Annotated in this window: 14 protein-coding genes; 6 read left to right on the top strand and 8 right to left on the bottom strand. The window is 67.3% G+C overall.

Annotation, left to right across the window (positions count from 1 at the left end):
* Positions 1 to 32: 32 nt before the first annotated feature.
* From CF8_RS12510 to CF8_RS12500, 3 genes are read right to left on the bottom strand one after another with little or no spacing between them, the layout of a single operon-like run.
* Positions 33 to 857, bottom strand: a complete 825-nt coding sequence (locus CF8_RS12510; RefSeq protein ID WP_010833479.1) for a sulfite exporter TauE/SafE family protein — start codon at positions 855 to 857, stop codon at positions 33 to 35.
* Between the two features lies 1 nt (position 858).
* Positions 859 to 2,349, bottom strand: coding sequence for an MBL fold metallo-hydrolase (locus CF8_RS12505; protein WP_010833478.1), 1,491 nt, complete (start codon positions 2,347 to 2,349; stop codon positions 859 to 861).
* A gap of 7 nt (positions 2,350 to 2,356) precedes the next feature.
* On the bottom strand, positions 2,357 to 2,659 hold the full coding sequence (locus CF8_RS12500; RefSeq protein ID WP_010833477.1) for a rhodanese-like domain-containing protein: 303 nt from the start codon (positions 2,657 to 2,659) through the stop codon (positions 2,357 to 2,359).
* 154 nt (positions 2,660 to 2,813) lie between these two features.
* Here CF8_RS12500 and CF8_RS12495 point away from each other — a divergent pair, with 154 nt between their 5' ends.
* The gene (locus CF8_RS12495) at positions 2,814 to 3,218 is read left to right on the top strand and encodes a DUF302 domain-containing protein (protein ID WP_010833476.1); all 405 of its coding nucleotides are present in this window, start codon (positions 2,814 to 2,816) and stop codon (positions 3,216 to 3,218) included.
* A complete protein-coding gene (locus CF8_RS12490) occupies positions 3,218 to 3,484 on the top strand; it encodes a metal-sensitive transcriptional regulator (protein WP_010833475.1) in 267 nt (88 codons plus the stop codon). The genes CF8_RS12495 and CF8_RS12490 overlap by 1 nt, the downstream gene beginning before the upstream one ends.
* A gap of 27 nt (positions 3,485 to 3,511) precedes the next feature.
* Here the strand turns inward: CF8_RS12490 and CF8_RS12485 are convergent, their stop codons facing one another.
* From CF8_RS12485 to CF8_RS12465, 5 genes are all read right to left on the bottom strand, one after another.
* Positions 3,512 to 4,411: a cytochrome c biogenesis CcdA family protein gene (locus CF8_RS12485; protein ID WP_010833474.1), complete on the bottom strand. Its 900-nt coding sequence runs from the start codon at positions 4,409 to 4,411 to the stop codon at positions 3,512 to 3,514.
* Complete coding sequence (locus CF8_RS12480; RefSeq protein ID WP_010833473.1) at positions 4,408 to 5,118, bottom strand: DsbA family protein; 711 nt, start codon at positions 5,116 to 5,118, stop codon at positions 4,408 to 4,410. The genes CF8_RS12485 and CF8_RS12480 overlap by 4 nt, the downstream gene beginning before the upstream one ends.
* Positions 5,111 to 5,578, bottom strand: a complete 468-nt coding sequence (locus CF8_RS12475) for a hypothetical protein (protein WP_010833472.1) — start codon at positions 5,576 to 5,578, stop codon at positions 5,111 to 5,113. Before CF8_RS12475 ends, CF8_RS12480 begins: the two co-directional genes overlap by 8 nt.
* Positions 5,575 to 6,240 (bottom strand): ArsR/SmtB family transcription factor, encoded by a 666-nt coding sequence (locus CF8_RS12470; RefSeq protein ID WP_036490915.1) that lies wholly within the window; start codon positions 6,238 to 6,240, stop codon positions 5,575 to 5,577. Before CF8_RS12470 ends, CF8_RS12475 begins: the two co-directional genes overlap by 4 nt.
* Before the next feature lie 602 nt (positions 6,241 to 6,842).
* Positions 6,843 to 7,865, bottom strand: coding sequence for a helix-turn-helix domain-containing protein (locus CF8_RS12465; protein WP_036490912.1), 1,023 nt, complete (start codon positions 7,863 to 7,865; stop codon positions 6,843 to 6,845).
* Between the two features lie 108 nt (positions 7,866 to 7,973).
* On the opposite strand from CF8_RS12465, the gene CF8_RS12460 reads away from it, so the two are divergent.
* From CF8_RS12460 to CF8_RS12445, 4 genes are all read left to right on the top strand, one after another.
* Positions 7,974 to 8,294 carry a 2Fe-2S iron-sulfur cluster-binding protein gene (locus tag CF8_RS12460; RefSeq protein ID WP_036493038.1) on the top strand — a complete coding sequence of 107 codons (321 nt, stop codon included), beginning with the start codon at positions 7,974 to 7,976 and terminating at the stop codon, positions 8,292 to 8,294.
* Positions 8,295 to 8,316: 22 nt separating this feature from the next.
* Positions 8,317 to 9,708, top strand: coding sequence for a cytochrome P450 (locus CF8_RS12455; RefSeq protein WP_010833468.1), 1,392 nt, complete (start codon positions 8,317 to 8,319; stop codon positions 9,706 to 9,708).
* A complete protein-coding gene (locus CF8_RS12450) occupies positions 9,705 to 10,907 on the top strand; it encodes an NAD(P)/FAD-dependent oxidoreductase (RefSeq protein ID WP_010833467.1) in 1,203 nt (400 codons plus the stop codon). The genes CF8_RS12455 and CF8_RS12450 overlap by 4 nt, the downstream gene beginning before the upstream one ends.
* Positions 10,908 to 11,082: 175 nt before the next feature.
* Positions 11,083 to 11,976, top strand: an 894-nt coding sequence (locus tag CF8_RS12445) for a BtrH N-terminal domain-containing protein (RefSeq protein ID WP_036490909.1), incomplete at its 3' end; no start/stop codon positions are given.

Below are 11,976 nucleotides of genomic sequence, written 5' to 3'. Positions count from 1 at the left end.
TCCGTTCGGTGAGGGGTGAGCGATCGGTGTGATCAGAGAAGGGCGGGGACCGCGCGGGCGGCCGTGTAGACGGCGACGCCGAGGACCAGGACGGCGAAGGCCGCCTGGAGGCGGTGGGTGTCGACACGGTCGGCGAGGCGGGCCCCTGCGACGGCTGCTGCCGCTGACGTCGCCGTGAGGACGGCGACGGTCGCCCAGTCCGGTGGGTCGCCAGAACCGGCCCGGACGACCAGCGCTGCGGCGCTGGTGATGGTGATGACCACCAGGGACGTGCCGGCGGCGTACTCCATCGGCAGCGCGAGGGCGAGCAGGAGGGCGGGTACGACGAGGAAGCCTCCGCCGACGCCCAAGAAGCCGGTCAGCGCCCCGACGACGGTGGCGGTCAGCAGCACCTTGAGGGCCCGGGGGCACTGGCAGGCGAACGTCGGGCTGAACGTGATGATCGGGTCGTCCAGGGTGGGCCGCGCGACGTGCCGAGCGTCGTCTCCGCGACGGTGGCGTAGCTGGCGCCAGGCCAGCATCCCGCCGACCAGCAGCATCAGGGCGGCGAAGGCGGCCAACAGGACCTCCTCGGAGACCCGATCGGACGCCTCCGCTCCCGCCACCGCCCCGCCGATCGCGACCAGGCCGAAGACCAGGCCGCGGCCGAGCAGCACGTTGCCCGCGCGGTGCGCGGCGATCGCCCCGATCAGGGAGGTGACGCCGACGACCACCAGCGACCCGGTCGTCGCCTGGGAGGCGGACTGGTCGAGCAGGTACACCAGCACCGGCACGGCCAGGATCGAGCCGCCGCCACCGAGTGCCCCCAGGGACAGGCCGATGAGCGCGCCGGCGGCGACGGCGAGGAGCAGTGTCATCTCAGACGTCGGGCCCGTCGGCACCGTCGGTGGGGTCGGTGGTGTCGCCCTCGGGGCGCACCAGGTGCAGGCCGACCTTCTCGGCGTTCTCGAAGGAGTCGTCGACTGCGACGGGGGTCCGGCCGGCGGCGGCGACGAACGAGGCAGCGACCGAGGCGCGGTAACCACTGGCGCAGTGCACCCACACCTCACCGGCCGGCACCTCGCCGACGCGGCGGGGCAGCTCGTGGATCGGGATGTTGACCGCCCCGGCGATCGCTGCACCCTCGTACTCGTCAGCGCGGCGCACATCCAGTACGACGACGTCGCGGTGGTGGCGCACCTGCGCCAGATCGGCGAAGGTGGCGGTCGGGAAGCTACCGAGGTCGCCGTCGGTCCAGTCCTGCGGACCGCCGGTGGCCTGGGCTGCGGGCCGGTCGATGCCGATCCGAACCAGCTCACGCTGGGCGGTGGCCACGTCCTCGGCGGTCTCACCGAGCAGGGTCACGGCGGTGCCCCACTCGATCAGCCAGCCCAAGTAGGTCGAGAAGGCACCGTCGAGTCCGAAGTTGAACGCTCCAGGGGCATGCCCAGCGGCGAAGGCCTTGCGATTGCGCAGGTCCACCACCCACTCACCCGCGTCGATCCGGCGCCGCAGCTCGGTCGCGTCGGCCTCCTGCACCGGGGAGAGGTCGGGCGCGGAGGGACCGGCGGCGTTGGCGGGTCCCATGTGCACGTAGTACGCCGGCCAGGCACCGAGGCCGTCCAGCAACTCGCGGACGTAGGTCTCCTCGTCCTGGGTCAGGACCGGGTTCGAGCGCTTCTCCTCGCCGATCGTCGAGGCCGTGGCTTCGGACTGCGTGGCCGAACAGAACGACCCGAACCCGTGAGTCGGGTAGACCTCGGCCTCGTCGGGCAGCTGCTCGGCGAGCTTGTGCGCCGATGCGTGCTGGTGACGCACCAGGGCGTCGGTGTGCTCCTCTCCGAGCAGGTCGGGTCGACCGGTGGCGCCGTAGAGAAGCGAGCCGCCGGTGAACACGGCGTACGGCTCCTCGCCGTCAGGCCCGTCGACAGAGAGCGCGTAGGACAGGTGGGTAAAGGTGTGACCGGGGGTGGCGATCGCACGGACGCGCATCCGGTCGCCCACCTCGACGACCTCGCCGTCGGCGATCGGGGTGCGGTCGAAGGACACCTCGTCCTCGCCGTTGACCAGGTAGGCCGCTCCGGTTGCCTGCGCGAGCGCCAGGCCACCAGTGACGTAGTCGTTGTGGATGTGGGTCTCGAACACGTGGGTCAGTCGCACGCCGTCGGCCTCGAGCACCTCCAACACCCGGTCGATGTCGCGCTGAGGGTCAATCACCAGGGCGGCTTCGCCGTCGTGGACCACGTAGGTGCGGTCCCCGAGCGATGAGGTCTCGAGGGTGCGGACGGTCAGTCCCTCGGCCGGCCGCTGCTGGGCCTCCTCGGTCGCCGAGGCCGGTGCGGGTGTCTCGGTGGTGGTGGCGTCAGTCATGTTCGCCTCACTTCTCAATCGGTAGCCCGGAGCGGACCCAGGCGCTGGTGCCGCCGGCGACGTTGATCGCCTCGAAGCCGTTAGCGGTCAGAACGTCGGCCATCGCGCTGCTGCGGTTGCCCGAGGCGCACACCACGTGCACCAGACGATCGCGGTCGATCTCGCCCAGCCGGGCGGTCAGCTGACCCATCGGGATGTTGACCGCACCCGGCACGTGACCCTCGCGGAACTCCGCAGGCTCACGGACGTCGACCACCGACGCGCCCTGATCGAGCGCCGCAGCGAGCTGGTCGATGGTGGTTTCACGCATAGAGGGGACTCCTTTGCTGGCTCGTCGAACTACCCAAACGGAACCCCCGGGGGGGTTATGCCCAAACATTAACACATCCCCCAGGGGGGTTGTACAGTTGTGGGTGCAGCCTAGCCACGGACCTCGTGATCGGTACCCGAGAGGAAGAGACCCCATGACGCAGTACACGCTCGAAACCACGGTGCCCCGCCCCTACGACGAGACCGTCGAGGCGGTGCGCGCTGAGCTCGCCGCCGCGGGGTTCGGCATCCTCACCGAGATCGACCTCAAGGCCACGCTGAAGGCCAAGCTCGATGTCGACGTCGCACCCCAGATCATCCTGGGGGCCTGCCGCCCCCAGCTAGCGCACCAGGCATTGCAGGCCGATCCCTCCATCGCCGCACTGCTGCCCTGCAACGTCGTCGTCCGCGCCCTCGACGACACCACCACGGTCGTCGAGGCCTTCGACCCCGACGCCATGATGTCCCTCGCCGGTCACGCCGGCGACACCCTCCGCACCGTCGCGACCGACGCACGACAGCGGCTGACCGCGGCCCTGGCCGCACTGGAGAAGAACTGATGGACCTCGAACCCACCGAGATCAAGGCGATCATCACCCGCATGAAGCGCGCCAACGGGCACCTTGCCAGCGTGATCCGGATGATGGAGGAGGGCTCTGACTGCGAGTCCGTCCTCACACAGTTGGCCGCCGTCAACAAGGCGCTCTCCCGCGCCGGCTACGCCATCGTCGCCACCGGCCTGCAGCAGTGCCTCACCGAGTCCGACGAGGGTCTTGACGACGTTGACGTCAAGAAGATGGAGAAGCTCTTCCTCGCCCTTGCCTGAGGCGGCCCCACCAGGCGCGCTGGGGTGCTATCGGGAGCGCATGTCCTCGTCGATCTTCTCGTGTTTCGGGGTAGACGCCGGGTCATCATTCTGCGAGTTGCCGTGGCGTCGGCGCCAAGCGACCGTCAGTGCCCCGAGCAGGATGACTGCGGGCAACAGCCAGTCCGGCGCCGCGGCGGCCCACGTCGCTGCCGTCTGTTGGGCGGTGAACTCCAATTCCACGGTATCGGCGATGCCGAAGGCCCCGGTGATGCCGGCGGTGCCGTCGTAGCGGAGGAACACCACTCCGATGATCACGAAGAGGACGCCGGCCGTGGCGGATGTGGTGTGGACGCGCAGCGGCCCCCAGGTCAGGGTGCGGCCGCGTAGCCAGCGGCGGCGGCCGAGATCGAAACGGTCCCAGATGGCGGCGAGCACCAGGAGAGGTGCTGCCATCCCGAGTGCGTAGACCGCAAGGAGGGCTCCGCCTCGCCACGGCGTGCTCTGGGTGGCGGCAACTGTGAGGATGGCGCCGAGCACAGGGCCGGAGCAAAAGCCCGCGAGGCCATAGACGGCCCCCAGGATCAGGGTCGAGACCCATCCTTGGCTCGTGCGGGCGGCCGACCAGCTCTGGAGGCGGCTAGCGAATGGCAGCGCGAAGCCCTTGCCGAGCAGCTGCAGGACACCCAGCCCGATGATGGTCCAGCCGGCGACCGCGATCAGAAGCGGTCGGTGGCCGTAGATCAGGCGTGACGCGGCTGCGGCGCCGGTCCCGAGCGGAACCAGGGTGATCAGCAGGCCGACGTAGAAGACCAGTGTCCGGGTCACCAGTGCGCGCTTGGTGGCGAACGCGTAGGCGAAGAACGACGGCAGCAGCAGTGCGCTGCACGGTGAGAGGAGCGCGAGGACCCCGGCGGCGAACGCCGCGAGGACGCCGATCTCGATCATCCGGCGTCGGCCTCCTCGATAAGGTCCTCGAACACCTCGGTTGGTTGGGCGCCGATGACCGGGACGCCGTTGATCAGGAACGATGGCGTTCCGGTGATGCCCAGTTCCTGGCCTTCCTGGAAGTCGGCGTCGACAAGCTGCTCGGTCGTCTGGGACTTCATGTCGGAACGGAACTGCTGCACGTCCAGGCCGAGCTCATCGGCGATTCCCTCGACGTACTCCTGATTTAGGTTGCCGCTGTTCGGCGGCAGCTGATCGGCGTACATGGCGTCGTGGAACTCCCAGAACGCGCCTTGCGCGGCGGCCGCGCGGCCGGCCAGAGCGGCAGTCGCCGACTCCGGCCCGAGGTAGGGGAAGTCGCGCCACTCGATGCGGAGGGTGCCGTCGGTGACGTACTGCTCCTCCAAGGCCGGGGCGGTGTCGCGAGCCCACTTGCCGCAGAACGGGCACTGGAAGTCGGAGTAGGCGATGAGTACTACGGGGGCGTCAGCCTCGCCCTTGGCCATCGGGTCGTCGACCTGGCGTCGTGCCAGCGAGTCGTCGCTCGTGCTCGACCGCTGCGAGTCTGTGGGGGACCCGACTGACCTGTCGGCCTCGTCGTCGCCGGAGAATACGCCGGCGAGCGCTGCGATCAGCGCGACGGCGGCGGCGAGCGCGACGATCGCCGGCAGGATGGGGCTCTTACGGGCAGGATGCGACTCAGGCATGAACTTCCTTCAGATCGGTGGGGCAGGAGATCTCGCCGAGCAGACGTCGCCGTAGCGCCCAGGCGAGGAGAACGACCGCGGCAACTTGCAGCAGCGGCTGGATGGGCTCAAACCAGGTCATCGCTCCCGCGCTACCGAGAGCGAGGAGTACGAGCTTGTTGCACACCGGGCAGCCGACGGCGAAGTAGGTCAACGCGCTGCCGACCCATCCGCCGCGCTGGACCTGGCGGTCATCACCCATACGTGCCGGGGCGGCCACATAGGACCCGACCAGTAGCCCAGCCAGGATCGAGGAGAGGATGAGAGACGGCCAGGACCACCACGTGGGAGGCACCTCGCGGCCGAAGATCGGAGTGTCGATCAGGTCCGTTGGAATCGCCACGACAAGGACGAACGCGGCACCAGCAGCGAGCGCCGTCAGCCATCGCCGAGCAGGCCAGAGGCGAAGCGCCGCGATCACGCGCCGACCTCCACCGGGAGTGCGTGAGTTCTCCACTCCAGCATCCCGTCCTCCAGGCGGCGGGCGTGGATCCCCTCGGTAGCGAGCAACCGGACGGCGTCGTGCGCGAGGACGCAGTAGGCGCCGCGGCAGTAGGTGATCACCTCGCCGCCGGCCCGCAGGTCGGCCACGGCGTTCGGCAGCTCCTCGAACGGAAGGCTGCGGGCGCCTGGGATGTGCCCCGCGGCGTACTCCTCCGAAGGTCGGACATCGATCACAGCGGCCGACCCAGCCTCGAGGAGGTCGAGCAGCTCTTGTCGGGTCACGATGTCGATCTCACCTGAGCCTGGAACGCCGAGGTAGGCCGCCAACGCCTGCTCCACGTCGGCGGACCGGGTACGTGCAACGGTCAGCATCGCGCCGTACAGCGCAACCACGTCATCGCCCGCCAGTCGGTAGTAGACGCGCGTCCCGTCCCGACGCGTCCGCACCAGGTTTGAGGACTTCAACACCTGTAGGTGAGCCGACACCGTGCTGACCCCCATGTCGGCTGCACGGGCCAAGCTCTCGACGGTGCGCTCCCCCTGAGCGAGCAGATCCACCAGCTCGAGCCGCTTGGCGCTACCGAACGCTTTGCCGACCACCGCCAGCTCGGCGAACAGCCCGTCTTTCGCGTCACTCATCCAGTCCTCCAAAGATCATTGGAGAAGGGAGCGTAGCGGACCTGTGGCTCGCTCAGTGCGGGCACCCCACCCGCTGCCCCTTAACCGACCGCCGAGAGGTGCAAGCACGGGCAGTAGTCGGGATTGGTGCGACGCCTTGCTGAGTCCTTCGCCTGGGCTTGCCCGCGACGACGCGGAGGCGCAACGAGGGCCCCGGCTAAGCCAGGGCCCTCGGTACCCGAACGGTGAGTTCGAGCTTTACGTTCACAAGTGACTATATGTCGTAGTACTGACTGACTGACCCATGCTGACCTGCGCAAACGTCGAGGATGACCGGCTGTTTGTAACGGATATGTAGCAGGCTATCCCGTATCAGCGGCGTCAGCGGCTGAGCCGGAGCACCTGCGTCAGCCCGCTTCACGCTCGTGCGATGACAACCATCAAAACGACGCCCCAGCGTGGCGACGAACGACCGACATGCGGGCTGTACATCCCGCCGACCGCACCGACGTGGCTAGTGTCTCGTCGCTGGCGGCTTTCCCTGGGAGGCGTGGATGGCGCGGCACATGACGGTGGCTCGCTCATCATCGGCGCGCCGCGAAGCTCCCAACAACTGCCAACTCTCACTCGTCCCGTTCGAGGCCGCCTACGCTCCGGAACTCGCTGGGGGATTGCCCGGTCCAGCGCTTGAAGGCGTGAGAGAAGTTCGTGAGGTCTCCGTAGCCGAGGTCTGCGGCGATCTGGCTGACCGACATCGAGCGGTCGAGTAGCCGCAGGATCGCACGCTCGCGTAGCAACGACTGACGGACGTCACGAAACGTTGTCCCTTCGTCTTTCAGGCGCCGTTTCAGGGTGCTGGGAGACAAGGAAAGCAGTTCCGCCACCTCACGGCCGAGGTGGCGTTCGGGGTCCTGCTCGAGCAAGCGCCTCACACTCTCCGTGACACTGTTGGCGGTGCTGCGTCGATCCAGGGTGCGCCGCAGCTCGTTAATGGCCAAGCGGTAGGCCACCGGGTCGGCGAACCGGCAAGGCGTGTCCAGGATGTCGCCGGGGACGTCCACGAATGACGCGGGCGAGTCGAAGATCAATCTCGCGCCGAAGGCGCTTTCGGGCCGAGGCTGTGACCGGGGTGCCGGCCAGCCCAGCTTGAGCGTCACTGTGGGGAGGGTGCCAGCCAGCATGTCGAGCAGCCGCAGCAGGGCTGAGCCGGCGTACGCGATCACAAAGCAGTCGAGGGAGGGGTCGCCGGTGTGACCGCTCAGGCCCACTGTCAGCCCACGCTCGTTGTGATGGAAGTGGGGGCGCAGAGCGGTTGAGATGACGGGAAGGTAGCCGAGCAACTCGAAGATCTCGGATACCGAACTGGAGCTGACCAGCGGAAGGCTGAGAGGTCCGAACGAGGTCAACTGTGCCTGTTTGGCGAAGGCCACGCCGAGCAGGGTGGCGTTGTCGGTGTCCAGGTCTGGGTAGACCTCCCGGAACCAACGGATGGGCACCTGCACGTTGCGTTCGACCAGCTCCGTCTCGGAAGCGAACTGACGGGCGATGATGCGGCGAAAGTGGGCCACCGAGCCCGCATCCAGCGTATTGCTGTTGAGCAGCTGCACGAATGCCAACGGAGGCACCCCGACCTCGTCGCTCCTCATGCAATCGACCTCTGATCCAAAATCACAACCTTATGACTCTGGTGACCATAGCCCCATGCATGGGGCTGGCCAACACTGGAAGGACGTTTCAGTGAGGAGATGGTCAACATGGCAGCTGTCAATTTCGTGTCGCACGACGGCGAGAAGCACGAGGCGCCGCTCGAAGAGGGCCAGTCGCTCATGCAGGTCGCGGTGGACAACGGGATTCCCGGCATTGACGGCGACTGCGGTGGCGAGGCCGCCTGCGGCACCTGCCACGTGGTCGTCGACGAACAGTGGGCCGACACGGTGGGTGGGTCCGGCCCGGTCGAGGAGGAGATGTTGTCGATGACCCCCGAGCGTCAGCCGACATCTCGGCTCTCGTGCCAGATGAACGTGACCGACGGATGGGACGGGCTCACCGTCCACCTGCCCGAGTTCCAGATGTGATTGAGGAGAAGGTGGACCGTTGATGTTCAACGTTGCAGAAGAAATTGGTGAGAAGGTCAAGTCGGTCGTCCCGATGGAGTTGCAGATCCGCGGGGCTCATCTCTACGACAAGACCCGTCGCTTCGTGACTCGGACCGATGGGCAGAAGATCTTCGTCGAGCGGCCGATCCCGCCGGTGGACGAGGTCGAGCTCGCCGACATCGACCTGAGCAATCCCTTTCTGTATCGGCAGGGCCGGTGGCAGTCCTACTTCGAGCGGGTGCGCAACGAGGCGCCCGTGCACTACCAGGCCAACAGCCCCTTCGGACCGTTCTGGTCGATCACCCGCCACGCCGACATCATCGCCGTCGACAAGAACCACGAGGCCTTCTCCGCCGAGCCCTTCATCATCATCGGCGAGCCGCCGCGGTTCATGGACATCGCCATGTTCATCGCCATGGACCCGCCGCGACACGACCGACAGCGGGCGGCAGTTCAGGGAGTTGTCGCGCCCAAGAACTTGCGCGAGATGGAAGGCCTGATCCGGTCCCGCGTCAAGGAGGTGCTGGACGAGCTTCCCGTCGACCAACCCTTCAACTGGGTCGACCGGGTCTCCATCGAACTCACGGCGCGCATGCTGGCCACACTGCTCGACTTCCCCTACGAGCAGCGACACAAGCTCGTCGAGTGGTCGGACCTGGCGACCTCGATGGAGCAGGCGAACGGAGGACCTTCGGACAACGACGAGGTCTTCCGCGGCATGGTTGACATGGCGCGCGGTCTCAGCGCGCTGTGGCACGACAAGAAGACTCGCCTCGCCGCAGGGGAGGAGCCGGGCTTCGACCTCATCACCATGCTGCAGAGCAACGAGGACACCAAGGACCTCATCGACCGTCCGATGGAGTTCTTGGGCAACCTGACCTTGCTCATCGTCGGGGGCAACGACACCACGCGAAACTCGATGAGTGGCGGCGTGCTGGCTCTGAACCAGTTCCCCGACCAGTTCGAGAAACTGAAGGCGAACCCCGACCTCATCCCGAACATGGTCTCGGAGATCATCCGGTGGCAGACCCCCCTGGCCTACATGCGCCGGATCGCCAAGAAGGACACCGTCCTCAACGGACAGTTCATCCGCAAGGGCGACAAGCTCGTCATGTGGTACGCCTCGGGCAACCGCGACGAGAGGGTCTTCGATCGTCCCGACGAACTGGTCATCGACCGCAAGAACGCCCGCAACCACATCGCGTTCGGCTTCGGCGTGCATCGATGCATGGGCAACCGCCTGGCCGAGATGCAACTGCGGATCCTGTGGGAGGAACTGCTGACCCGCTTCGAGAAGATCGAGGTCGTCGACGAACCCGAGTACGTCCAGTCCAACTTCGTCCGAGGAATCAGCAAGCTCACGGTGCGCCTGACCCCGAAGACCCCAGCATGACGCAGGGGACCGCGCTCGTCGTCGGAGCCAGTCACGCCGGCGCGCAGGTGGTAGCGGGCTTGCGTCAGCAAGGGTGGTCCGGGCGAGTCGTCCTCATCGGCGACGAGGCGGTCCTTCCGTACCACCGGCCGCCGCTGTCCAAGGCCTACCTGTCGGGAAAGAGCGCCATCGGCGAGCTGGCGATCCGCAAGCCGCACTTTTACGCGAAGCAGGAGATCGAGCTGCTCGATGCCCGCGTGGAGTCGATCGAGCGAGCAGAGCGCCGGCTCGTGATGGCCGATGGCGACAGCTTGTCCTACGACAAGCTCGCGCTGTGCACTGGCGGGCGAGCCCGGCTGCTTCCGGTCCCGGGAGCCGATCTCCCGGGAGTCCACTACCTGCGCACCTTTGCCGACGTGGAGCAGATCCGGGAGTCGGCGCAGCCGGGCAGACATGCGGTGATCGTCGGCGGCGGCTACATCGGCTTGGAGACCGCAGCGTCCCTCCTTGCACTGGGTTTGGACGTCACCGTCCTTGAGGCCGCCGAGCGGGTGCTCATGCGGGTCACGGCGCCTGAGGTGTCAGCCTTCTACGAGCGGATCCACCGCGAGGCGGGTGTCACGATCCGCACCGGCGCCCTGGTCGAGGCCATGACAGGCGACGCTCGCGTCCGTGAGGTCCAGCTCGCCGGCGGGGAGCGGCTTCGCGCCGACCTCGTGGTCATCGGCGTGGGGATCGAGCCCAACACCGAACTAGCAGCCGCCGCAGGCCTTCTCGTCGACGACGGCGTCGTCATCGACGACCACGCCCGCACCAACGACCCCGACATCGTCGCTGCAGGCGACTGCACCAGCCACTGGATGACACGCTACGGGCGCAGGATCCGGCTGGAGTCGGTGCCCAACGCCAGCGAGCAGGCAAAAGCCGCAGCGGCGACGATGTGCGGCAAGGAGAAGACCATCACCGCGCTGCCGTGGTTCTGGTCCGACCAGTACGACCTCAAGCTCCAGATCGCCGGCCTGAGCACCGGGTACGACGAGATCCTGCTCAGCGGCGACCCGACTCAAGACCGCGACTTCACCTGCTTCTACCTGCGTGAGCAGAAACTGATCGCGGCCGACTGCGTCAACCGACCGCGCGACTTCATGCGAAGCAAGCAGAAGATCACCGAAGGGCTCGAGGCCGATCGCGCCGAGCTGTTGCAGATCGCAGCCGACTGATCTCGTCTGCTCCGCTCAGGCGCGCTGCCACCGCTGATTGATCAACGCTTCCGCATTCGCTCGCTCCACCTGACGGGGAAGGACCTCCGATGCAGAACACGATCGTGAACGTCGCGCTGATCACGGCCGCGGTCGTGCGGCATGAAACAGCCATCCATGGATCGGAGCTGACCGCGTGAGCAGGGTGTTGCTGGACTATCCCCACCGCAGCGCGGGCCATTGCGGGTCGGGCGCGTTGCGCGACCTGGTCGAGTGGGCAGGCCTCGGGTGGGACGGCCCGCCCCAGGAGGGCCTGGTCTTCGCCCTCGGAGGTGGGCTGGGCTTCAGCTACCTTCGTGTCCCTGGAATGGTGCCGCCCGTCTACCTCGTTGGCCGTGGGGGAGATATGGAGCTCGATGTGCTCGGCAGGCTGGGCGCTGCCGTCGAGTTCAAGCAGTCCGATGACCCCATCCTCGGGTGGCAGTGGGTGGTCGACGAGCTCGACGCCGGCAGGCCCGTCATGGTGTGGGCAGACATCGCCAAGCTGCCTTACCTGCGCGTCCGACTCCAGATGAGCCGACATGACATCGTTGTGATCGGCTACGACGACGCCACGAACACCGCCTTCGTCGCTGACAACGACCGCGAGGACATCCAGGAAGTGCCCTACGAAGCGCTTGCCGAGGCTCGCAGCTCGACCGCATTCCCGGTTCCGACGAGACATGCCACCTTCGCGGTCCGCTGGCCAGAGAGCCTGCCGGACCTGGCGGTTACCGCTGCTGAAGCGTTCGCGGCGTCCGCCCATTCCATGCTCACCGGAGGCGACGACTTGGTGGACCTGTCCATCCTGCCACCCGGGGCATGCGCAGGTTCGGGGCTGGGCGGTGTTCAGGCGTTCGCCGAGGATGTCGCAGCGTGGCCGGACGAGCTGGACCCCGTTGACCTGGAGGCAGCGCTACGGGTGCTGCCGGTCTTCGTCGACAAGGCAGGAACCGGCGGGGGACTCTTCCGGCTGTTGCAGTCCCAGGGCTGCGCGCAGGTTGCCGAGCTCCTCGGTTCAACCGAAGCCGCAGAAGCAGCCGCGGTGGCA

Origin of the sequence: Nocardioides sp. CF8 (assembly GCF_000389985.1) — a bacterium.
Classification (GTDB): domain Bacteria; phylum Actinomycetota; class Actinomycetes; order Propionibacteriales; family Nocardioidaceae; genus Nocardioides; species Nocardioides allogilvus.
Note: the sequence above shows the minus strand (reverse complement) of the source record. Positions and strands in the feature narration are given on the sequence as shown.

Coding starts and splice junctions, on each gene's coding strand:
- CF8_RS12510 (WP_010833479.1), bottom strand. CDS start 857: ATGACACTGCTCCTCGCCGTCGCCGCCGGCGCGCTCATCGGCCTGTCC.
- CF8_RS12505 (WP_010833478.1), bottom strand. CDS start 2,349: ATGACTGACGCCACCACCACCGAGACACCCGCACCGGCCTCGGCGACC.
- CF8_RS12500 (WP_010833477.1), bottom strand. CDS start 2,659: ATGCGTGAAACCACCATCGACCAGCTCGCTGCGGCGCTCGATCAGGGC.
- CF8_RS12495 (WP_010833476.1), top strand. CDS start 2,814: ATGACGCAGTACACGCTCGAAACCACGGTGCCCCGCCCCTACGACGAG.
- CF8_RS12490 (WP_010833475.1), top strand. CDS start 3,218: ATGGACCTCGAACCCACCGAGATCAAGGCGATCATCACCCGCATGAAG.
- CF8_RS12485 (WP_010833474.1), bottom strand. CDS start 4,411: ATGATCGAGATCGGCGTCCTCGCGGCGTTCGCCGCCGGGGTCCTCGCG.
- CF8_RS12480 (WP_010833473.1), bottom strand. CDS start 5,118: ATGCCTGAGTCGCATCCTGCCCGTAAGAGCCCCATCCTGCCGGCGATC.
- CF8_RS12470 (WP_036490915.1), bottom strand. CDS start 6,240: ATGAGTGACGCGAAAGACGGGCTGTTCGCCGAGCTGGCGGTGGTCGGC.
- CF8_RS12465 (WP_036490912.1), bottom strand. CDS start 7,865: ATGAGGAGCGACGAGGTCGGGGTGCCTCCGTTGGCATTCGTGCAGCTG.
- CF8_RS12460 (WP_036493038.1), top strand. CDS start 7,974: ATGGCAGCTGTCAATTTCGTGTCGCACGACGGCGAGAAGCACGAGGCG.
- CF8_RS12455 (WP_010833468.1), top strand. CDS start 8,317: ATGTTCAACGTTGCAGAAGAAATTGGTGAGAAGGTCAAGTCGGTCGTC.
- CF8_RS12450 (WP_010833467.1), top strand. CDS start 9,705: ATGACGCAGGGGACCGCGCTCGTCGTCGGAGCCAGTCACGCCGGCGCG.